The organism is uncultured Amaricoccus sp. (assembly GCF_937891315.1).
GTDB lineage: Bacteria > Pseudomonadota > Alphaproteobacteria > Rhodobacterales > Rhodobacteraceae > Amaricoccus.
Genome location: NZ_CALAGI010000046.1, coordinates 1 through 19727, shown reverse-complemented (window position 1 = coordinate 19727; position 19727 = coordinate 1). Strand labels below are relative to the sequence as shown.

22 protein-coding genes are annotated in these 19727 nt (G+C 68.3%); 13 read left to right on the top strand and 9 right to left on the bottom strand.

Features of this window, described 5'->3' with window-relative positions:
• Window positions 1-284: 284 nt before the first annotated feature.
• The gene (locus tag Q0480_RS03880; RefSeq protein ID WP_299130934.1) at window positions 285-611 is read right to left on the bottom strand and encodes a hypothetical protein; all 327 of its coding nucleotides are present in this window, start codon (window positions 609-611) and stop codon (window positions 285-287) included.
• Window positions 612-732: 121 nt separating this feature from the next.
• Here Q0480_RS03880 and Q0480_RS03875 point away from each other — a divergent pair, with 121 nt between their 5' ends.
• From Q0480_RS03875 to Q0480_RS03865, 3 genes are all read left to right on the top strand, one after another.
• Complete coding sequence (locus Q0480_RS03875; protein ID WP_299130932.1) at window positions 733-1671, top strand: glutaminase; 939 nt, start codon at window positions 733-735, stop codon at window positions 1669-1671.
• Window positions 1672-1708: 37 nt separating this feature from the next.
• A complete protein-coding gene (locus Q0480_RS03870) occupies window positions 1709-2317 on the top strand; it encodes a TetR/AcrR family transcriptional regulator (RefSeq protein ID WP_299130930.1) in 609 nt (202 codons plus the stop codon).
• A gap of 69 nt (window positions 2318-2386) precedes the next feature.
• A complete protein-coding gene (locus Q0480_RS03865) occupies window positions 2387-3499 on the top strand; it encodes an alkene reductase (protein ID WP_299130928.1) in 1113 nt (370 codons plus the stop codon).
• A gap of 143 nt (window positions 3500-3642) precedes the next feature.
• Here Q0480_RS03865 and Q0480_RS03860 read toward each other — a convergent pair whose 3' ends face one another.
• From Q0480_RS03860 to Q0480_RS03845, 4 genes are all read right to left on the bottom strand, one after another.
• Window positions 3643-4767: a calcium-binding protein gene (locus Q0480_RS03860; RefSeq protein WP_299130926.1), complete on the bottom strand. Its 1125-nt coding sequence runs from the start codon at window positions 4765-4767 to the stop codon at window positions 3643-3645.
• A gap of 90 nt (window positions 4768-4857) precedes the next feature.
• Window positions 4858-5469 (bottom strand): pyridoxamine 5'-phosphate oxidase, encoded by a 612-nt coding sequence (gene pdxH / locus Q0480_RS03855; protein ID WP_299130924.1) that lies wholly within the window; start codon window positions 5467-5469, stop codon window positions 4858-4860.
• Entirely contained in the window at window positions 5469-6077 is a 609-nt protein-coding gene (locus Q0480_RS03850) for a phospholipid-binding protein MlaC (RefSeq protein WP_299130920.1), read from the bottom strand. The genes pdxH and Q0480_RS03850 overlap by 1 nt, the downstream gene beginning before the upstream one ends.
• Window positions 6067-6780: a VacJ family lipoprotein gene (locus tag Q0480_RS03845; protein ID WP_299130918.1), complete on the bottom strand. Its 714-nt coding sequence runs from the start codon at window positions 6778-6780 to the stop codon at window positions 6067-6069. Before Q0480_RS03845 ends, Q0480_RS03850 begins: the two co-directional genes overlap by 11 nt.
• 158 nt (window positions 6781-6938) lie before the next feature.
• On the opposite strand from Q0480_RS03845, the gene Q0480_RS03840 reads away from it, so the two are divergent.
• The 4 genes from Q0480_RS03840 to Q0480_RS03825 all read left to right on the top strand — a co-directional run bounded on the left by Q0480_RS03840 (window position 6939) and on the right by Q0480_RS03825 (window position 9861).
• The gene (locus tag Q0480_RS03840) at window positions 6939-7403 is read left to right on the top strand and encodes a RidA family protein (protein ID WP_299130916.1); all 465 of its coding nucleotides are present in this window, start codon (window positions 6939-6941) and stop codon (window positions 7401-7403) included.
• Between the two features lie 7 nt (window positions 7404-7410).
• On the top strand, window positions 7411-8175 hold the full coding sequence (locus Q0480_RS03835) for a glycerophosphodiester phosphodiesterase family protein (RefSeq protein WP_299130915.1): 765 nt from the start codon (window positions 7411-7413) through the stop codon (window positions 8173-8175).
• Between the two features lie 62 nt (window positions 8176-8237).
• Window positions 8238-9431: a GNAT family N-acetyltransferase gene (locus Q0480_RS03830; RefSeq protein WP_299130998.1), complete on the top strand. Its 1194-nt coding sequence runs from the start codon at window positions 8238-8240 to the stop codon at window positions 9429-9431.
• 67 nt (window positions 9432-9498) lie between these two features.
• Window positions 9499-9861, top strand: a complete 363-nt coding sequence (locus Q0480_RS03825) for a 4a-hydroxytetrahydrobiopterin dehydratase (RefSeq protein ID WP_366940816.1) — start codon at window positions 9499-9501, stop codon at window positions 9859-9861.
• A 27-nt stretch (window positions 9862-9888) separates the two neighbouring features.
• On the opposite strand, the gene Q0480_RS03820 is transcribed toward Q0480_RS03825, so the two are convergent.
• Window positions 9889-10377: a peroxiredoxin gene (locus Q0480_RS03820; RefSeq protein WP_299130913.1), complete on the bottom strand. Its 489-nt coding sequence runs from the start codon at window positions 10375-10377 to the stop codon at window positions 9889-9891.
• 93 nt (window positions 10378-10470) lie between these two features.
• On the opposite strand from Q0480_RS03820, the gene Q0480_RS03815 reads away from it, so the two are divergent.
• From Q0480_RS03815 to recQ, 3 genes are read left to right on the top strand one after another with little or no spacing between them, the layout of a single operon-like run.
• Entirely contained in the window at window positions 10471-10644 is a 174-nt protein-coding gene (locus tag Q0480_RS03815) for a hypothetical protein (protein ID WP_299130911.1), read from the top strand.
• On the top strand, window positions 10644-11207 hold the full coding sequence (rsmD, locus tag Q0480_RS03810; protein ID WP_299130909.1) for a 16S rRNA (guanine(966)-N(2))-methyltransferase RsmD: 564 nt from the start codon (window positions 10644-10646) through the stop codon (window positions 11205-11207). Before Q0480_RS03815 ends, rsmD begins: the two co-directional genes overlap by 1 nt.
• Window positions 11204-13297 (top strand): DNA helicase RecQ, encoded by a 2094-nt coding sequence (gene recQ / locus Q0480_RS03805; RefSeq protein ID WP_299130907.1) that lies wholly within the window; start codon window positions 11204-11206, stop codon window positions 13295-13297. Before rsmD ends, recQ begins: the two co-directional genes overlap by 4 nt.
• 14 nt (window positions 13298-13311) lie before the next feature.
• Here recQ and Q0480_RS03800 read toward each other — a convergent pair whose 3' ends face one another.
• Window positions 13312-14274 carry an acetyl-CoA carboxylase carboxyltransferase subunit alpha gene (locus Q0480_RS03800; protein WP_299130905.1) on the bottom strand — a complete coding sequence of 321 codons (963 nt, stop codon included), beginning with the start codon at window positions 14272-14274 and terminating at the stop codon, window positions 13312-13314.
• A gap of 206 nt (window positions 14275-14480) precedes the next feature.
• Between Q0480_RS03800 and Q0480_RS03795 the strand changes: the two genes are divergently transcribed.
• On the top strand, window positions 14481-15386 hold the full coding sequence (locus tag Q0480_RS03795) for a class I SAM-dependent methyltransferase (protein WP_299130903.1): 906 nt from the start codon (window positions 14481-14483) through the stop codon (window positions 15384-15386).
• 404 nt (window positions 15387-15790) lie between these two features.
• Here the strand turns inward: Q0480_RS03795 and Q0480_RS03790 are convergent, their stop codons facing one another.
• Window positions 15791-16765, bottom strand: a complete 975-nt coding sequence (locus tag Q0480_RS03790) for a CoA ester lyase (RefSeq protein WP_299130901.1) — start codon at window positions 16763-16765, stop codon at window positions 15791-15793.
• 124 nt (window positions 16766-16889) lie between these two features.
• Window positions 16890-18065, bottom strand: coding sequence for a MalY/PatB family protein (locus Q0480_RS03785; RefSeq protein ID WP_299130899.1), 1176 nt, complete (start codon window positions 18063-18065; stop codon window positions 16890-16892).
• A 143-nt stretch (window positions 18066-18208) separates the two neighbouring features.
• On the opposite strand from Q0480_RS03785, the gene acpS reads away from it, so the two are divergent.
• Together acpS and Q0480_RS03775 are read left to right on the top strand one after the other, a co-directional pair.
• Window positions 18209-18673: a holo-ACP synthase gene (gene acpS, locus Q0480_RS03780; RefSeq protein ID WP_299130897.1), complete on the top strand. Its 465-nt coding sequence runs from the start codon at window positions 18209-18211 to the stop codon at window positions 18671-18673.
• 96 nt (window positions 18674-18769) lie between these two features.
• The coding region (locus Q0480_RS03775) for a hypothetical protein (protein WP_299130895.1) at window positions 18770-19727 on the top strand (958 nt) is incomplete at its 3' end.

Below are 19727 nucleotides of genomic sequence, written 5' to 3'. Positions count from 1 at the left end.
CAAGCATTTTACGAACTTTTGATTGCTAACATCGGTACCATCGGCACCGGGCTACGCCACAGACAAACTGACCGCCGCAAGAGATCGGGGACACACGCGCTCACTATACCCTTAGCCGTTCTCTTGGTTAACGCAACGCATAAAACAGCAAGCAGTCCGCTCTTTGGACCAAGTTCTACTTCTGATTGCCAGTTGCATGGCGAACTACCCTCTTTTCGCGTAGCATTTTAGCACTCGGTGGGCGAATACCCGTTTTCCACCTGCTCGGCCCCATGGCGGGCTCTTCAGTGAATCCGGCTCATCAGGCCGAGCGAGGCGCAGGCGAGAGCCAGTCCGAGGATCTCGCGCGCCGCCAGTTTCTCGCCGAACAGCGTCACCCCCATGATCGCGAGGAAGATGATGACCAGCATCGAATAGGCGACCCCGATCCCGGCGAGCGACATGTACTTCATCGCATAGACCCATCCGACCGCGCTCGACCCATAGACGACGGCCCCCGCCGCGAACTGCCAGGTGGCGAGCGGCGTCGGCCTCGCCGAAGCGAGCTTCAGGAGATAGTCTCCGATCAGCGTCAGCACCACGATCGCGAGGACGAACAGGGTCGGCTTCATGAGGGCTCCCGTGACAAAGAAACGATCCTTATCACCGCCGACGCCCGGCGCCACCCGTTCCTGATCGCAAAAGCCGCGAAAAATGCCGGGACGCTCTCCCGCCAACTTCGAAGGACATCCGATGCCCCCGAAACCCGACCTCAAATCCATCGTCGCGGGCATCCACGCGGACCTCGCACCCCGGTTCGGCGAAGGCAAGGTCGCCGACTACATCCCGCAACTCGCCCGCGTCGATCCCCGCCGCTTCGGCCTCGCGGTCGTCACGCTCGAAGGCGAGACCTTCCTCGCCGGCGACGCCGAACTGCCTTTCTCGATCCAGAGCATCTCCAAGGCGCTGATGCTGACCCTCGCCCTCGGCCGCCACGGCGAGACGATCTGGAGACGTGTCGGGCGCGAACCCTCCGGCTCGGCCTTCAACTCCATCGTCCAGCTCGAGGCGGAGTCGGGCATTCCGCGCAATCCCTTCATCAACGCCGGCGCCATCGTCGTCACCGACACGCTGCTCGCCGGTCACACCCCGCGCGAAGCGATCGCCGAGATCGTGCGCTTCGTGCGCTTCCTCGCCGACGAGGAGGGCATCGTCACCGACAAGGCCGTTGCCCGGTCCGAGGAGGCGACCGGCGACCGCAACCGTGCGCTCGCGCATTTCATGCATTCCTTCGGCACGCTGAAACATCCCGTGGACCATGTGCTCGGCGTCTATTTCCATCATTGCGCGCTGGCCATGAGTTGCCGGCAACTGGCCAAGGCGGGGCTGTTTCTCGCCAACAACGGCCGCAATCCGGTAACCGGGCATTCGGTGATCAGTTCGGCCCGGGCGCGGCGGATCAACGCGCTGATGCTGACCTGCGGTCACTACGACGGCTCGGGGGACTTTGCCTATCGCGTCGGCCTGCCGGGCAAGAGCGGGGTCGGCGGCGGCATTCTCGCGATCGCGCCGGGTCATGCCTCGATCGCCGTCTGGTCGCCGGGCCTCGATGCGACCGGCAATTCGCTCCTCGGCTCGATCGCCCTCGAAATGCTCGCCAACCGCGCCGGCTGGTCGGTCTTCGGTCATTGACACTTGATTTCCGGAACGGCTGGTCCAGATATAGGCCATGACCGCGCCACAGCCAGAACATTCCGGACCCGGCCGCCCGCGCGGCTTTGATCTCGACGCCGCGATCGAGGCCGGCGTCGCGATGTTCCGCGCCAAGGGCTTCGAGGCGACCTCGCTCGATGCGCTGACCGAGGCGATGGGGATCAGCCGCTCCAGCTTCTACGCGGCGTTCGGCTCGAAGCATGGCGTGCTGGTCGCGGCGCTCGAACGCTATTCCGACGCGCGGATCGCCGCGCTCGAAGGTATCGCCGGCGGCCCCGACCCGATCCCCGGGATGATGCGCGCCCTTTCGGGCGCCGACGCGGGCGCGCATGGCTGCCTGATGGTGAATTGCATCGCCGAGCTCTGCCCACGCGACGCCAAGGTCGCGGCGTTGAGCGCGCGCCATCTCGAGCGTATCGAGGCGATCTTCGCCCGCGCGCTCGGGCGTGACGGGTTCGGGCATGACGGATTCGGGACCGACGCGCAGGACACCGTCGCGCCGCGCGCCCGCGCGCTGATCGCGCTGGCACTTGGCGTGCTCACCCTGCGCAAGGCGGGCCAGCCGCCGCCGGGGATCGACGCCGTGCTCGACCTCGCCACCCCGCTGATCGCAACCCCGAACTGACCCATCCCGAAACGCGCGGAGGCGCGCCCATTTATGGACCGCCCGGTCCCGAACCAGGAGACTGCCCCAATGTCCGGACCAACTCCCGAGCCGAAGCTTTTCACCCCGCTCCAGGCCGGCGCGATCCGCCTCGCCAACCGCGTCGTCATGGCGCCGCTCACCCGCAACCGGGCGCGGCCGGCGGACGACGCGCCGGTCGCGATCCATGTCGACTATTATCGCCAGCGGGCCGGCGCCGGCCTGATCATTTCCGAGGGCACCCAGATCAGTCCCGAGGGCAAGGGCTATGCCTGGACGCCGGGCATTCACAGCCCCGCCCAGGTCGCCGGCTGGAAGGCGGTGACCGACGCGGTCCATGCCGAGGGTGGCCATATCGTCGCCCAGATCTGGCATGTCGGCCGCGTCTCGCACACCAGCCTGCAACCGAACGGCCAGCCGCCCGTCGGCCCCTCGGCGCTGACCGCCAACAGCCGCACCTTCGACGGCGCGGGATTCGTCCCGACCTCCGCGCCGCGCGCGCTGGAACTGGCCGACATCGCGCGCATTCTCGAGGATTATCGCCACGCGGCTGCGAACGCCGACGCCGCCGGCTTCGACGGTGTCGAGATCCACGGCGCCAACGGCTATCTCATCGACCAGTTCATGCGCCCGAGCGCCAATCACCGGACCGATGGCTACGGCGGGTCGATCGAAAACCGCACCCGCTTTCTGGAAGAGGTGGTCGAGGCGGTGACCGGCGTGCTCGGCGGCGCCCGGGTCGGCCTGCGGCTCAGCCCCTTCTCGCCGGCGAACGCGGTGGTGGTGGACGAGACCGCGCAGGAGACATTCGCCCGCGCCATCGACCGGATCAATCCCTACGGCCTCGCCTTCCTGCACATGGTCGAGGGCGCCACCGGCGGCAGCCGCGAACTGCCCGCCGGCGCGTCGATCGACGCGCTCCGCGCCCGGTTCGACGGGGTCTATATCGCCAACAACGGCTATGACCGACGCATGGCGATCGAAGCGGTGGAGAGCGGCCGGGCCGACGCCGTCGCCTTCGGCAAGGCCTATATCGCAAACCCCGACCTCGCCGAACGCCTGCGCCGCGACGCGCCGCTCACCACCCCGGACAGCGCCACCTTCTATGGCGGCGGCGTCAAGGGCTATACCGACTATCCAGCGTTGGCCGAACAGGTCGCCTAGCCGGAACCCTGCTCCGCTTGCACCGTGTTGGCCGCGGCACCTTCCGCGGTCAACGCGACCGTTTCTCTGGATGGTCGCTGGGCAGTCCATCGGTAGTCGTTTTCAGACCGTCCCGACGTCACCGGAGGGGCATCCCGTCCGGTTCATGGCCCCAGGAAAAAATCGTCGGCGGTATAGGCATGGGCGCGCACCGCGCCATCCTTGATCAACAATTCAAACTCGAAGGAGGAATCGTCATCGATATTGGCGCGAACGAGAGTATTTCGGCCGTAGTCGATGCACGAGACTTGACCCTTTCCGGTTCCGCCGAACGTGAATGCCCCGAAGTCATCGACGAAGTGATCTTCAGGCGGGGAATCGGCCGTGGGGGCGTTCGGCATCCAGATCAAGTCCCCGGCCGCGGCGCCCGCTCCCTCGAACGCGACCGCCCCATCTCCGGCGACGATTGCGTCCCGTGCGCCTTTGACCGACTCGTCGGCGACGCCGAAAACGAAGGTGTCGCGGCCTTTTCCGCCGATAAGCTTGTCTTTTCCCGCGCCGCCCGAGACGTTGTCCGCGCCGTCCTGGCCGCGGACGACATCATTTCCGTCGTCGCCCTGGATGCCGTCGTTGCCTTTTCCTCCCAGGAGCAGATCCCTGCCCGCACCCCCAAGCAAAGTGTCGTCGCCACGAAATCCTTCCAGGACGTTGCCGAATTCATTGCCGTTTATGAAATTGTCATGGCTGTTTCCCCCGCCATAGACTGTCTTCCTGGTCGCAGGCAGGCCCCATTGCTCCATCCCGAGATACAATACTTCTACGCCGGCTTTCTCGGACAGCTTGTAGTTCAGATCGGTAACGATAGAATCGCTTACGTCCCAATCTTCGCCAAACTGTTGCTCCCCAGCCGAGGTTCCAAAATCTTTCACCACATCGTCATAGCTGTCCACGACGTAGACCTGAAGGCCCTCGCCACCAAACATCCGGTCGGCGCCGGTGCCGCCATTGACGAACTCAAAACCGGCGGCGGCGTCGCCGCTGTTCAACCGATCCGACCCGTCCTCTCCGTAGAGATTGTCCGAGGAGCTTCCGCCGAACAGGCTGTCGTTGCCCGATCCGCCATAGACGTCTCCGCCGTAGGTCTGGATATAATCCGCGCCACCGCCTCCATAGATCAGGTTGAATTCACCCCCGGTACCGGTCAGCCCCGCGGGATCGCTGGTGACCCCGGGAGACAGGAAATCCAGCAGGATCCGATCGGCGGCGTCGGTTCCGGTGAAGCGTGCCATTCCTTTTGCCCTTGCTGTGGTAAGACAGGATCAAGAAATAGCTTGGGGCAGGCCGCGGCGACATCCACCATTTGGTGGATGTGTCGACACCTACGGGTTGAGCCGCGCGACATCCCAGGCCGCGCCCGGCCCCGGCCGGGTCCAGCGGAAGCGGTCGTGCAGACGATGCGCGCCATCGGCCCAGAACTCGATCTCGACCGGTGCGATCCGATAGCCGCCCCAGAACGGCGGGCGCTCCGGGTTGATGCCCTTCAGCGCGGCGACCTTCGCCACCTCCGCCATCAGGGCGGCGCGCGACGACAGGGGTTGCGACTGGCGCGAGGCCCAGGCGCCGAGCCGGCTCTGCAGGCTCCGAGAGGCATAGTAGGCGTCCGCCTGGGGACCTTCTTCCCGCGTGACCGGGCCCCGCGCCCGGATCTGCCGGCGCAGGCTCTTCCAGTGCAGCACGAAGGCCGCCTTGCCCGCCGCCTCGATCTCGCCGGCCTTCGCGCTGCCGTAGTTGGTGTAGAAGACGAAGCCCTCGGGCTCGATATCCTTCAGCAGCACCATCCGCGCATTGGGCAAGCCGCCCGCGTCGACCGTGGCCAACGCCATCGCATTGGCATCGTTCGGCTCGACCTTCTCGGCCTCGCCGAGCCAGCGCCGCGCGATGGCGAAGGGATCGGCGCCCGCGAAGATCCCGCCGCGCTCGACCTCGGCCATCAGCTCGACTTGCTCATCTGCGCGATCAGCCTGTCGAGGTCGCCGCCCTGCGCATCGAGCATCGCCCCGACCTCGGCGCGCTCGTTCGCCAGCATCGAGACGCCTTCGATGATGAGGTTGACGACCTTGGGCGCGCCGCTCCGCGCACTGATCTGCCAGTCGACCGCGATGTTCGCCTGCCCCGGCCGCTTCACCACCGAACTGACGAGAACGCCGGACTTGCCGCCATCCTTGGCGCCTGAAACCTCGATCGAGGCGTTCTTGTACTGGCTGAAGGTATTGCCGTATTTGCGCGAGAAATAGCTCTGGAACGCGGCGACGAAGGCCTGTTTCTGCGCCGGGCTCGCCGTGCGCCAGGGCTGGCCGAGGATGCTCGCCGCGACCGGACCCATGTCGGCGTAGCGGCCGATGATCTGCTGGAAGGTCGCGATCTGGCCGCTCTGCGCCTGTCCGGAATTGACCATCTTCTGCAGCTCGGCCGACAGCGCCGTGACCAATTGCCGCGCGCCGCCGACCGCGTCGGCCCAGGCCGTCCGGCCCAGAAACCCCACGAGCATCAGCGCCGCGCCGCCCGCCAGCAGGTCACGCCGCGCGATCTCAATAGTCATCGTAGACATCCTCCAGTTTCGTCACGTCGGTGCCGCCCGCCAGCCGCGCCTGCTTGGCCTGCAGGTAGCTGATCCGCAAGGCCGTATAGCTGTCCGCCGAATTCTGGACGATCTCGGTCAATACGGGATCGATCTCGTAGCGGTCGTTCACGATATCGAGCGTCGCCACGCCGAGCAGCGCGTTCGTCGCCGCCACCGGCGCAAGATAAAAGACGGGGTCCGCGACGATATCGAGCGCCCAGCTGGTCCAGTCCCTTTCGGTTCCGGGCCCGGCCAATGGCAGCTCGACATAGCCGCCGTCGGGAACCCCCCAGGCATAGAACGTCTCGTCAAACCCGGTGTCCCGGTAGGGCAGGCCCATATCCGTCGCCGGATCGATCAACCCGCCGAGCCCGAACAGGGTATTGACAAGGAACCGCGTCCCCGCCTCGGCCGCCCGCATGCCGTTGCCCTGCAATCCATACTGGATCACCTCGCCGGGCAGGCCCCAGTTGTCGTTGAGATTGGTGATCCCGTGGCGAACCGGCGCCGGCACCGTCGCGCCATATGCGCGCGCCACCGGCCCGTAGACCGCCTTGTCGATCGCCATGTTGGTCTCGTGCACCGGGCGGTTCTGCGCGACATGGGGATCATAGCCGAGGTCGTTCGGACCCGCCCCCCCCGCGCAGGCGGAGAGCAGCAGCGCCGCCGATATACCACCCATGGTCCTTGTGCTTCCCACTACCCACTCCCCTTGCCCTTCGTCCCCAATATCGCCCGGCGGCGCCGGGCTTCAAGCGGCCCGGCGCCGAAACTTCCCGTTCCCTCCGTCCCGCGCTTTGGCTAGCTTGCCGCCAATCCCACCGGAACAGGAGCCTTCCCATGCCTTCGGCCATCGACACCCGCCTCGCGGAGCTCGGCATCACCCTGCCCGAGGCGCCCGCCCCGGCGGCGAACTACGTGCCCTTCGTCCGGACCGGCGACCTCGTTTTCATCTCGGGCCAGATCAGCCGCGACGACAAGGGTTTTATCCTCGGCAAGCTCGGCCAGGACCTCGGGCCGGAGGAGGGCTACCGTGCCGCGCGAACCTGCGCGCTCGCGCTGATCGCCCAGCTTCGGGCGGCCTGCGGCGGCGATCTCGACCGGCTGGTCCGCGTGGTGAAGCTGACCGGCTTCGTCAATGCGACCCTCGATTTCACCGACCATCCGAAGGTCATCAACGGCGCCTCCGACCTGTTCGCCGAGGTGTTCGGCGACAAGGGCCGCCATGCCCGCGCGGCCGTCGGTTCGGTCTCGCTGCCGCTCGGCGTGGCGGTCGAGATCGAGGGCATCTTCGAGATCGCCTGAGGTTCCGGTGCCTGAACTCGCCCGCGCCTTTCTCCGCGCGCCGCTCGCCCATCGCGGCCTGCACGACCGGGCGCGCGGCGTGATCGAGAACAGCCGCGCCGCCGCGCGCGCGGCGATCGCGGCGGGCTACGGCATCGAATGCGACATCCAGCGCGCGGCCTGCGGCGAGGCGATGGTGTTCCACGACGACGATCTCGGCCGGCTGACCGGCCGGGCGGGCCGCGTCTCCGGCCATTCCGCCGCCCGGCTGCGCGACTTCGGCCTGACCGGCGGCGGCGAGACCATCCCGACGCTGGCCGAGTTCCTCGCCCTCGTCGCCGGACGCGCGCCGCTGCTGATCGAGGTCAAGGATCAGGACGGCGCGCTTGGCCCGCGGGTCGGCCCGCTCGAGGCCCGGGTCGCCGAACTCCTCGCCGGCTACGACGGCCCGGCCGCGCTCATGTCCTTCAACCCCCATTCCGTCGCCGCGCTCGCGGCCGCGGCGCCGGACCGCCCGCGCGGCCTCACCTCCTGCGCCTTCGCGGACGACGAATGGCCGCTCGCCCCCGCCACGCGCGCGCGCCTCGCCGCCCTCGCCGATTTCGAGACGACCGGCGCGAGCTTCGTCTCGCACGACCGCGCCGATCTGGCGAACCCGGCCGTCACCGCGTTGAAGGGGCGGGGCGTTCCGATCCTGACCTGGACCGTGCGCACGCCGCGCCAGGAGGCCGCCGCCCGCGAGGTCGCGGACAATATCACCTTCGAGGGCTACGCTCCCGCGATCGCGAGTTGACGCGCGACCGCCCGCCGCCATTTGATGCACCGCGGCGAAGTGCGACGGCGGTGGACGCGGCGATGGACGGCGGCGACGATATCGAGATCTCGGTCCTCGGCGGGCTCGGCGACATTTCCGCCGCCGAGTGGGACGCCTGCGCCGCCCCGGAGACGGCCGACGGCGGTCCGCCGCGCGACCCTTTCACCACGCACCGCTTCCTCTCGGCGCTGGAAATTTCCCACTCGGTCGGCGGCCGCTCCGGCTGGGAACCCTGCCATCTCGTCGCGCGCCAAGGCGGCCCGGTGATCGCCACCATGCCGCTCTATGCCAAGACCAACAGCCAGGGCGAATACATCTTCGACCACAACTGGGCCCATGCCTACGAATCCGCCGGCGGCCGCTACTATCCCAAACTGCAGTCGGCCGCGCCCTTCACGCCCGCCACCGGCCGCCGCTTGCTGACCCTTCCCGGCCACGAGGCCGCGGGGCGCGCCGCGCTCGTCGAAGGCGCGATCCGCCTCGCCCGCCGGAACCGGCTCTCCTCGCTGCATGTCACCTTCTGCACCGCCGAGGAAGCCGACTGGGGCGGGGCCGCCGGCCTGATGACCCGGGTCAGCCAGCAGTTCCATTGGGAAAACCGCGGCTATGGCGATTTCGACGCTTTCCTCGCCGACCTGTCCTCGCGCAAGCGCAAGGCGATCCGCAAGGAGCGCGAACGCGCGCAAGACTTCGGCGGCGAGATCGTCGCGCTGACCGGGGATGCCCTGCTGCCCGAGCATTGGGATGCCTTCTGGCGCTTCTACCAGGATACGGGCGCGCGCAAATGGGGCTCGCCCTATCTCACCCGCGCCTTCTTCGCCCGGGCGCAGGAGACGCTGCGCGACGATATCCTGCTGCTCCTCGCCCGGCGCGACGGGCGCTGGGTCGCCGGGGCGCTCAATTTCCTCGGTCGCGATACGCTCTATGGCCGCTACTGGGGCTGCGTCGAGGACCATCCCTTCCTGCATTTCGAGCTCTGCTACTATCGGGCGATCGACGCGGCCATCGCCCGCGGCCTCGCCCGGGTCGAGGCCGGCGCGCAAGGCGAGCACAAGCTGGCCCGCGGCTATCTGCCGACCGCGACCCATTCGCTGCACTGGATCGCCGATCCCGGTTTCGCCCGGGCCGTGGCGCAATATCTCCAGGCCGAGGCCGCCGCGATCGACCGCGAGATCGAGATCCTGACCGCCTACGGCCCCTTCAAGCGGGGCGAAACGCCCGCGGAGCAGGACTGACGCGGTGATTGCAGGCCGCCGCCGCTTGGGGCAGGATCGGGTCGGTACATTGCTCGGAGGCCCAAAGATGCCCGAGACACTCGGCCCGACCGAACGCGCGCACGACCTGCCGGCCCTCGGCGAATCCGGCTGGGGCGCGGTGCCGGAGCGCGATGCGATCCGCAAGATCTGGAAGTTCCGCAACTTTTCCGAGGCCTGGGGCTTCATGTCGCGCGCCGCGCTCGCCGCGGAGAAGCTGGACCATCACCCCGAATGGACCAATGTCTACAATGTCGTGGACGTGACCCTCACCACCCATTCCAGCGGCGGGCTGACCGCGCTCGACGTGACGCTCGCCCGGCGGATGGACGCGCTGGCGGGACCGGCCGAGATCCAGCGCGATCACTCCGAGCCAGTCGAATGCCTCTGCCAGCCGCACGCCAGGGCGTGACGTGACGGCGCCGAAAGGCCCCCGGCTTCAGAGCGCCGCGAGCAGGGTTTCCCCCGCGCTGATCTCGCAGGCGCCGGGGGCCGCCTCGACGTTCAGCACCTTCACCACGCCCTGATCGACCAGCATCGCATAGCGCTTGGAGCGGCCGATCAGCCCACGGTCGGCGTTCGAAAAATCCATGCCCAGCGCCCGGGTCAGCTCGCCCGCCGGGTCGGCGAGCATGCGGATCCCCGCGCCGCTCGCCCCGGTGCTGGCGTCCCAAGCCCGCAGCACGAAGGGATCGTTGACCGCGAGGCAGAAGATCTCATCCACCCCGCGGGCCCGGATCGCATCCGCGACGCGGATGAAGCTCGGCACGTGCTGGGTGGAGCAGACGCCGGTAAAGGCGCCGGGCACCGCGAACAGCACCACCCTGCGCCCCGAGAACAGCGCCTCGGTCGGGACCGTCTCCGGCTCGCCCTCGCGCAGCTGGATCAGAATCGCCTCCGGTATCCTGTCGCCGACCGCTATCACCATGTCTCTCGCCTCCTTCTGTTGCAGTTGGACTTCGCAGGCATATAGACGGACCCGGGACCGAGCCCAAGACGGCGAACGAACGGGAGACGGGAAATGGACGCGAAAAACACCCGACCCGGCGTGGTCGACACCTGGTCCGGATGCCAGGCCTTCCGGCAATTCCGCGACGGCGGGTTGCGCGCCATGGATACCCGCGCCGCGGGCAAGCGCCGGATCGCCCACGACACGCCCGGTGGTCCCGCCGCCGACCTCACGGTGCTCGCCTGATGCGGATCATCGCCGGGCGGCATCGGGGGATCCGTCTCGCGGAGCTCGGCGCCGGCGACGTCGCCGCGCATCTGCGCCCGACCTCCGACCGGGTCCGCGAGAGCCTGTTCAACCTCCTCGCCCATGGCGCCTACGGTGATCCTCTCGACGGCGCCCGGGTGCTCGATCTTTTCGCCGGCACCGGCGCCCTCGGCCTCGAAGCCCTGTCGCGCGGCGCGGCCGAGGCCACCTTCGTCGAAAATGGCCGGACGTCGCTTGCGATCCTGCGCGCGAACCTCGCCCACCTGCGCCTCGGCGAAGCGGCCCGCGTCCTCGCGCGCGACGCCACCGCGCTCGGGCCGAACCCGGGCGCGCCGGCCGACCTCGTCTTCCTCGACCCGCCCTATGCGAAGGGTCTCGGCGAAAGGGCGCTCGCCGCCGCGATGGCGGGCGGCTGGCTCGCCCCCTCGGCGCTGATCGTCTGGGAAGAAAGCGCGTCGATCTCGCCCCCCGCCGCCTTGACCCTGCTCGACGGCCGCCGCTATGGAGACACGATGATCCGCATCCTCCGCGCCACCCTGTGACCGCCGCCCAAGCCGTGCCCGCGGCCACCGACCCCGCGCGGTGCCTGCTCGGCCAGATCTTCGGCTTTCCCGATTTCCGCCCCGGCCAGGAGGAGATCGTCGCCGCGATCGAGACCGGCGAGGACGTGCTGGCGATCATGCCCACCGGCGGCGGCAAGTCGCTCTGTTTCCAATTGCCCGCGCTGACCCGGCCCGGGGTGACGCTTGTCATATCGCCGCTCATCGCACTGATGCGCGACCAGGTGCGCGCGTTGCGCGCCGCCGGGGTCAACGCCGGCGCGCTCACCTCCGGCAACAGCGCCGAGGAGACCGAGGAGATCTTCGCCGCCCTCGACGACGGCGCGCTGAAGCTGCTCTACATGGCGCCCGAACGGCTCGCCGCGCCGGCGACCGCCGGGCTGCTGCGCCGAATCGGCGTCTCGCTCCTCGCCGTCGACGAGGCGCACTGCGTCAGCCAGTGGGGCCACGACTTCCGCCCCGACTATCTGCGCATCGGTGCCCTGCGCGCGGCGCTCGGCGGGGTGCAGACCGTCGCGCTGACCGCGACCGCCGACGCGGAGACCCGGGCCGAGATCGTCGCGCGCCTGTTCGGCGGGGCGTCGCCCCGGACCTTCCTGCGTGGCTTCGACCGGCCGAACCTGTCGCTCGCCTTCCGCCCCAAGGATAATCCGCGCCGCCAGATCCTCGAATTCGTCGCCGCCCGCCGCGGCCTCTCCGGCATCGTCTATTGCGCCAGCCGCGCCCGCACCGAAAGCCTCGCCGCCGCGCTGACCGAAGCCGGGCATCTGGCACTCGCCTACCACGCCGGTCAGGACGACGAGGAGCGGCGTCGGGGCGAGGCGCGGTTCCAGCGGGTCGACGGACTCGTGGTCTGTGCGACGATCGCCTTCGGCATGGGGATCGACAAGCCGGACATCCGCTTCGTCGCCCATGCCGACCTGCCGAAATCGATCGAGGGCTACTATCAGGAGATCGGCCGCGCCGGCCGCGACGGGGCGCCGGCCGACACGCTGACCCTCTATGGCGCCGAGGACATCCGCCTGCGCCGCGGCCAGATCGACGAGGGCAACGCGCCGATGGAGCGCAAGGAGGCGGACCACAAGCGGCTGAACGCCCTGCTCGGCCTCGCCGAGGCGAAACGCTGCCGCCGCCAGACCCTGCTCGGCTATTTCGGCGAGACACTGGCCGAGCCTTGCGGCAATTGCGACCTCTGCCGCGACCGGCCCGCGCTGTTCGACGCGACCGAGGCGGCGCGCAAGGCCTTCTCCGCCATCCTGCGCACCGGCGAGAGCTTCGGCGCCGAGCATCTGATCGCCATCCTGCGGGGCGAGCGCGGCGAGAAGGTGCTCGCCCGCGGCCATGACCAGCTGCCGACCTTCGGCGTCGGCAAGGATCTCACCCGGTCGCAGTGGCAGACGATCTTCCGCCAGATGATGGGGCTCGACCTCATCCGCCCCGATCCCGCCCGACACGGCGCGCTGCGCCTGACGCAATCCGCCCGCCCGGTGCTGCGCGGCGACGAGACGCTGGAGCTGCGTGCCGACACCGTGCATCGCGCCGGCGCCACGCCCGAGCGCCGCGCGCTCGCCCAGGTCGCCGAGGAGGACGAAGGGCTGCTTTCGGCGCTGAAGGCCAGGCGCCGCGCGCTCGCCGAGGCGCAGGGCGTTCCGGCCTATGTGATCTTTCCAGACCGCACGTTGATCGAGATGGCGACGTCGCGGCCGGCGACGCTCGACGCGTTGCGCGGCGTGACCGGGGTCGGGGCGGTCAAGCTGGAGCGGTTCGGCGCGGAATTCCTCGCCGTCCTTACCGGCGCGGCTCCGCAGCCGGTGCATCCCGCCCGCCGCCGGCTGGCCGGCCAGGCCGGCGGTCCGCTCTATGACCGGCTGAGCGCGGCGCAGACAGCGCTTTCCCGCGGAGCCGATGGTCTCGCGAAGCCGATCTCCTGCGACGCCGCGACGCTGGCGAGGATCGCCGCCGCGCGCCCCGCCGACCTCGCGGCGCTCGGCCGCGTCGCCGGCATGGACGCCGCGCGCCTCGAGCGTTTCGGCCCGACCTTCCTCGACGCCCTGCGCGAGGCGGAGGAGTAGAACGGCGCGTCCGGCTAAGCGACCAGCGCCTTCGTTCCCATGTCGAGATATTTCCGCCGGCGCGCCTTGCGCAGTTCGGCCGGTTTCTTGCCCTCGAGATCGGCGAGCAGATCGGCGAGCACCGCGCCGACGCGGGCCACGGCCTCGCCCTTGTTGCGCTGGGCCCCGCCGCGCGGCTCGGGAACCACCCGGTCGACCACGCCGAGCGCCAGCAGATCCTGCGCGGTCAGGCGGAGGGCCTCGGCCGCTTCCTTCATCTTCTCGGCGTCCTTCCACAGGATCGAGGCGCATCCCTCGGGCGAGATCACCGAATAGATCGAATGCTCCAGCATCGCCAGCCGGTCGGCGGTGGCGAAGGCGACGGCCCCGCCGGAACCGCCCTCGCCGATGATGGCGCTGACCAGCGGCACGCCGAGTTGCAGGCATTTCTCGGTGGAGCGGGCGATCGCCTCGGCCTGGCCGCGCTCCTCCGCGCCTTTGCCGGGATAGGCGCCGGGCGTATCGACCAGCGTGACGACAGGCAGGCCGAGCCGGTCGGCGAGATCCATCAGCCGGATCGCCTTGCGATAGCCCTCGGGTCGGGCCATGCCGAAGTTGCGCTCGATCCGGCTCTTGGTGTCATTGCCCTTCTCGAGCCCGAGCACCACCACCGCCCGGTCGTTGAACCGCGCGAGCCCGCCCATCACCGCGAGATCGTCGGCGAAGTTGCGATCCCCGGCCAGCGGCGTCCATTCGCTGAACAGCCCCTCGATATAGTCCTTGCAATGCGGCCGGTCCGGATGCCGCGCCACCTGGCATTTGCGCCAGGGATCAAGGTTGCGATAGAGTTCGTCGAGCAGCGCGGAGGCCTTCACATCGAGCGCCGCCGCCTCGTCCTCGACCTTCATCTCGGTATTCTTGCGCGCCAGCGCCCGCAGTTCCTCGGCCTTGCCCTCTATCTCGGACAGGCCCTTTTCGAATTCGAGATAGTTCTGCATCCGCTCGGTCCCTCGGCTGGCGCGGTATATCGTCCGCGACGCCCGGGATTGCAACAGCGGATCGGCCCGCGAACCGGACCGGGCAATCGGCGGGATGCGCGCCGTGTTTACCAATTGTTAACGCGCGGCTCCGCTCCGGGCGCTACCTGAGGTAGACGTACCCCGGTCTCACCACCGAAGAAGGCACTGCGATGGAGGCGGTTCATATGCTGCGGATTCCGGGCGACTGGCGTCGGCCGGATTTAGGCGAGAGCTACGCGCTCGCCTGGCACGAGGATCTCGGGTATGGCGAGCTCCTGCCGCGGCCGGAACGCGCCGAGATGGCGCGGTTCCACGAGTCGCGCGAGCAATTGTGCGGCGTCGCGCGAACCGACCGCGACCCATGGCGCTGGCGCCTGCTGCGGTTCTGCTTCCGGCTGCTCGACCGCGGCGCGCCGGGGGGGGTCGACTATTTCACACGACTTCTGCCGAAGCGCGGCGGCCTCGTGCTCGATATCGGCTCGCGCGGCGGCCGGCTGCTCGCGGCATTCGCCGCCCGGGGCATCTGGGCGATCGGGGTCGAGCCGGACGCGGCGGCGCGCGCCGTCGCCGCCCGGCGCGGCGTGACCGAACTCGAAGGCACGGCCGAGGATATCCCGGGCATCATCCTCGACGGCTCGGTCCGGCTCATCAACCTCACCCACGTGCTGGAGCATTGCGTCGAACCCGCCGCCGCGCTCGTCGCCTTGCGCGACAAGCTCTGCGTCGGCGGCGCGCTGGTGATCGAGGTGCCGAACAACCAATGCGTCGGCGCGCGGCAGCAGGAGGCCTGCTGGCGCTTTCTCGACGTGCCGCGCCATCTGAACTTCTTCACCACCTCGAGCCTGACGCGCATGGTGGAGGAGGCGGGCATGGTGGTGGAGCGGATCGACTATCGCGGCTACGGCCGGCAGGTCACGCCCGAATGGCTGGCGATCCAGCGCCGCATCTACCATACCTTCGTCGAGATGGGCGCCACCGACATCCGCGACCGCAACGGCTTTCTCGACGCCGTGGCGCTCCTGCTGCGCACCGCCTTCGCCGCGCCGGGGCGGAAGTACGATTCCGTACGGGTGGTGGCGCGCAGGAGCTAGAGCAATAGCCAACCGGACGGAATCGTCTGGTGGTCAGGATATTGCGTCAAATCAAGACTCTGGACTGGACGGACCGGCTCTGCCGGATCGGACTCCGCTCTGGGTCACGATCTGGGCGGGGCCTGGCGCCACGGCCTCCCTGAATGGGAGCACCGGGCGCCCCCGCCGCGATGCCCCTTCGACGGCGGTCAATGGCAGGCGCGGGTCATCGCATTCGTGGCCCGTCCGCGACAGACCTCCGCGAGACCAACGCGCGGGCGCGGGGGCTGCCGATTTCTCCGGGAGGACTGAAACATGACGGGTGGCCCGGCTCGACCGTCGAAGACGGGCATGCCCCCGTGGGGCACGCCCGTCAGGATCCCGCCGACGGTCGGGCTTCCGGCCCGCGCGCCGACCGGCCCTTGTCAGGCTCCGATCATCTCCGCCTGCTTCACGATCACCTCGGCTTGCTTGATTGAGGCGAGGTCAATCAGGCGGCCCTTGTAGGTGGTCGCACCCTGGCCGGTCTTGGCCGCCGCCTCCATCGCCGCGAGGATCTCGCGCGCCTCGGTCACCGCCTTGGCCGACGGGGTGAACACCGAATTGGCAAGCTCGACCTGCTTTGGATGGATCGCCCATTTGCCGACCATGCCAAGCGTCGCCACCCGGCGCGCCTGGGCGATGTAGCCGTCATCGTCGGAGAAATCCCCGAACGGCCCCTCGACCGGCAGCAGGCCGTTGACCCGGCAGGCGGCGACGATCGCGGAGACCACGGAATGCCAGGCATCGCCGAAAGCCGCCGTCCGCGGACCCTCGGCATCCTTCGGCGGCAGGACGTAATAGCCTTCCTGCGTGCCGCCGATACCGGTGGTCTGCATGCCCATCGACGCGGCGAAATCGGCGGCGCCGAGGCTGAGCGCCTGCAGCCGCGGGCTGGCGCCGGCGATGTCATTGACGTTCGCGAAGCCCATCGCGGTCTCGATGATCGCCTCGAAGGCGAGCTTCTTCTTGCGCTTGGTGGCGAGCTCGATCGAGGAGACCAGCGCATCGACGGCGTAGATGTCCGAGGCGTTGCCGGCCTTCGGGATCATGATCATGTCGAGCCGCTCACCGGCCTGTTCCATCAGATCCACCACGTCGCGATACCAGTATTCGGTATCGAGGCCGTTGATCCGCACCGACAGGAACTTGTTGCCCCAGTCGACTTCGTTGATCGCCTTGATGACGGCGGCGCGGGCGCTGGCCTTGTCGGCCGGCGAGACGCTGTCCTCGAGATCGACGTTGATCACGTCCGCCGCCGACGAGGCCATCTTTGCGAAGAGCTCGGGGCGCGAGCCCGGGCCGAACAACTGGCAGCGGTTGGGGCGGGCGGGCGGGCTCGGTGGGATCTTGAAGCTCATGCGGCGCTTCCTCTCGCGATGATGGATCGCCGCCCTGATTGGACGGGTTTTCCGGGCCTGTCAAACGACAAGCGCCCGATCCTGGGGCAAAGTCGCGGTGGCTCCGGGCGCGAAACCGGAGCGGCTACCGCGGGTCGGCGAAGGCCGCGCGCAAACGGGCGACCGCTTCGGCTACCCGGGCGCGAGGCGTCGCGAGATTGAACCGCAGAAAGCTCTCGCCGCCCGAACCGAACGTATGACCGTGGCTCGCGGCGATGCGCGCGTCGCGCTCGACCCGCCGGGTGAATTCCTCGCCGCTCATGCCGGTGCCGGCGAAATCGACCCAGGCGAGATAGGTCGCTTGCAGCTTCATCGAGGCAAGGCCCGGGATCGCCGCCACACCTTCGTCGAAGAGCGCGGCGTTGCCGGCGAGATACTCGGTCAGCGCCGCGACCCAGGCGTCGCCGGCCTCGTAGGCGGCCGTCGCCGTCAGCACGCCGAACCGGTTCGGCGACACGCCGGCGGCGGCCTGGGTCGCGACGAAGCGCCCGCGCAAGGCGGCGTCGGCGATGATGACATTGCCGGTCATCATGCCCGCGAGATTGAAGGTCTTGCTGGTCGCGGTCAGCATGATCACCCGGTCTGCGAAATCCGGCGCCGCGAGCGGCATCACCATGTGCCGATTGCCCGGCAACACCAGATCATGGTGGATCTCGTCCGAGACCAGCAAAAGATCATGCGCCCGGCAGAAATCGGCGAGCGCGGCGAGCTCCGCCGGCTCCCACACCCGGCCGCCGGGATTGTGCGGTGAGCAGAGGATCACCATCCGCTCGCGCCCGGTCAGCGCGGCGGCGAGGGCGCCGAGATCCATCTCGTAACGTCCGTCCCGCTGGACGAGGCGGCTCTCGACCACCTCGCGGCCATTGGCGCGGATGATCCGGGCGAAGGCGTGATAGACCGGGGTGAAGAGGATGATCCCGTCGCCCGGCGCGGTGAAGGCCTGCAGACACATGGCGGTGCCGGCGACAAGCCCCTCCGAGGTAGAAATCGCCGCCGGATCGACCTCCCAGCCATGCCGCCGCGCCATCCAGCCGGCGATCGCGGCCTTGTAGGCGCGGTCGTCACCGAAATAGCCGAAGACGCCATGCTCGACCGCCGCGCGCAGCGCCTCGGTCACCGCGCGCGGTGGGCGAAAATCCATGTCGGCGACCCACATCGGCAGGCCGTCGTCTTCCGGCGACACGCCGTAGATCGTCTCCATCATGTCCCATTTCGCACAATGGGTGCCGCGGCGGTCGATAAGCTCGTCGAAATCGTACATGGAGGTCCCCGGGTTTCGGCACCCATCCTGCCCAGCCCGCCAGGGGCGTGCAACCCCGGGACGCGACCCTTCAAGTCCAGTGGACTCCGCCGCCGCCGCCGCGGCATGGTCGCGCCAACACCCGCGATCCATGGAGCAAGACAGTGATCCTCGGCATCGGCTCCGATCTCGCCAATATCGAGCGGATCGAGAAGACAATCGCCCGGTTCGGCGACCGGTTCCTCAACCGTGTCTATACCGAGACCGAGAAGGCGCTGGCCGAACGGCGCGCCAACCGCGCCGAGACCTATGCCAAGCGCTGGGCGGCGAAGGAAGCCTGCTCCAAGGCGCTTGGCACCGGGTTGCGGATGGGGGTCGCCTGGAAGGACATGGGCGTCGTCAACCTGCCGGGCGGCCAGCCGACGCTGCGGCTGACCGGCTGGGCGGCGGAGCGGCTGGCCGACATGACGCCGCCCGGCCACCGCGCCGTCGCGCATGTCACCCTGACCGACGATCACCCCTGGGCCCAGGCCTTCGTGGTGATCGAGGCGCTGCCGCTGCTCGACATGCTTGAAATCGACCTGCCCGACGACGCGGAGATCGAACTCGCCCACCGCCCGCGCGTCTGAGCAATCCGTTGGAAACTCACGCCCGCGATCGGGTAGCGTGCTAGGCTCCAAGCCCCGGCCTGTTCGGCCGAAAACCGATGCCAGCGCGAGAGTGGAATGTCGCGAGATCTCGCAAGTTTCGAACCCCTTTGGCCAGCGGAACGCCGACTTGCCGAGGAAATTCCTTCGGGCGCGTTAGTCAGCCTGGGCGAAGACCTCCCCCCCGCGGACGCCCCCGATGGGGTGCGGGTCAGGGCAAGCTTTCTGCGCTATCTCGCGCTCGGAGGATGCTCCGGATGCCGCCCGTCGGCGAAGGGCGTGCGGATACGGGGAGCGTATATTCAATCCGACGGAAAAACCGATGGATCGACGCAAGGCCTCGATCTCGAGGGCTGCGACCTGCCGCACGACCTCTGGTTCGTGCGATGCCGGTTTACCGAACAGATTCTGGCCCGATCCGCAAGGGGGCAGACCATTGCGCTGAATGGGTCGCACCTGCCACTCGGATTTTCAGCGGAGCGGCTCAGACTGGAAGGAAGCCTCCTCCTGCGCAACGCGCATGTGGCCGGAATAGTGCGCATCAACGCAGTGAAAATTGCGGCTGGCGTCGATTTCGATGGAAGCTACTTCCACGCGGGAGGATTGCCGGATGAAGAGCCCTTCACGGCGATCGTAGCGGAGGACGCCGAGATCGCTGGAAATTTGTCCATGCGGTCCGTTGACGTATATGGAACCGTCCGAATGTCTGGTTCAGATATCACCGGTGACGTCTATTTGTTTGAAACAACTATCACAGCGCCACGTGATGCTGTTAAGGTCGCCGGGACGAAAGTCGGTGGCTCAATCTTAGTGTATGATTCTAGGTTATTTGGAGAGTTTTCCGCAGAAATGGCGCGTGTTGGTGGATTGGTTGGATTTGATGATACAAAAATCTTTGCTCAAATAGATCAATTTGGCCATCCAACCAACGCCATTGGGGCAGATGGCATGGACGTTCGTGGCGATTTTTCATTTCGGAATGCAGAGATAAACGGAAAATCTCGCCTGTACAATGTACGTATTGGGGCCAGTCTGG

Bases quoted from the DNA above. Each gene is read 5' to 3' on its own strand.
- rsmD (WP_299130909.1), top strand. From the start codon at position 10,644: ATGCGGATCATCGCCGGGCGGCATCGGGGGATCCGTCTCGCGGAGCTC.
- Q0480_RS03850 (WP_299130920.1), bottom strand. From the start codon at position 6,077: ATGACTATTGAGATCGCGCGGCGTGACCTGCTGGCGGGCGGCGCGGCG.
- Q0480_RS03840 (WP_299130916.1), top strand. From the start codon at position 6,939: ATGCCTTCGGCCATCGACACCCGCCTCGCGGAGCTCGGCATCACCCTG.
- Q0480_RS03845 (WP_299130918.1), bottom strand. From the start codon at position 6,780: ATGGGTGGTATATCGGCGGCGCTGCTGCTCTCCGCCTGCGCGGGGGGG.
- Q0480_RS03870 (WP_299130930.1), top strand. From the start codon at position 1,709: ATGACCGCGCCACAGCCAGAACATTCCGGACCCGGCCGCCCGCGCGGC.
- Q0480_RS03820 (WP_299130913.1), bottom strand. From the start codon at position 10,377: ATGGTGATAGCGGTCGGCGACAGGATACCGGAGGCGATTCTGATCCAG.
- Q0480_RS03860 (WP_299130926.1), bottom strand. From the start codon at position 4,767: ATGGCACGCTTCACCGGAACCGACGCCGCCGATCGGATCCTGCTGGAT.
- Q0480_RS03795 (WP_299130903.1), top strand. From the start codon at position 14,481: ATGCTGCGGATTCCGGGCGACTGGCGTCGGCCGGATTTAGGCGAGAGC.
- pdxH (WP_299130924.1), bottom strand. From the start codon at position 5,469: ATGGCCGAGGTCGAGCGCGGCGGGATCTTCGCGGGCGCCGATCCCTTC.
- Q0480_RS03790 (WP_299130901.1), bottom strand. From the start codon at position 16,765: ATGAGCTTCAAGATCCCACCGAGCCCGCCCGCCCGCCCCAACCGCTGC.
- Q0480_RS03825 (WP_366940816.1), top strand. From the start codon at position 9,499: ATGCCCGAGACACTCGGCCCGACCGAACGCGCGCACGACCTGCCGGCC.
- Q0480_RS03875 (WP_299130932.1), top strand. From the start codon at position 733: ATGCCCCCGAAACCCGACCTCAAATCCATCGTCGCGGGCATCCACGCG.
- Q0480_RS03815 (WP_299130911.1), top strand. From the start codon at position 10,471: ATGGACGCGAAAAACACCCGACCCGGCGTGGTCGACACCTGGTCCGGA.
- Q0480_RS03785 (WP_299130899.1), bottom strand. From the start codon at position 18,065: ATGTACGATTTCGACGAGCTTATCGACCGCCGCGGCACCCATTGTGCG.
- Q0480_RS03830 (WP_299130998.1), top strand. From the start codon at position 8,238: ATGGACGGCGGCGACGATATCGAGATCTCGGTCCTCGGCGGGCTCGGC.
- Q0480_RS03865 (WP_299130928.1), top strand. From the start codon at position 2,387: ATGTCCGGACCAACTCCCGAGCCGAAGCTTTTCACCCCGCTCCAGGCC.
- Q0480_RS03800 (WP_299130905.1), bottom strand. From the start codon at position 14,274: ATGCAGAACTATCTCGAATTCGAAAAGGGCCTGTCCGAGATAGAGGGC.
- Q0480_RS03880 (WP_299130934.1), bottom strand. From the start codon at position 611: ATGAAGCCGACCCTGTTCGTCCTCGCGATCGTGGTGCTGACGCTGATC.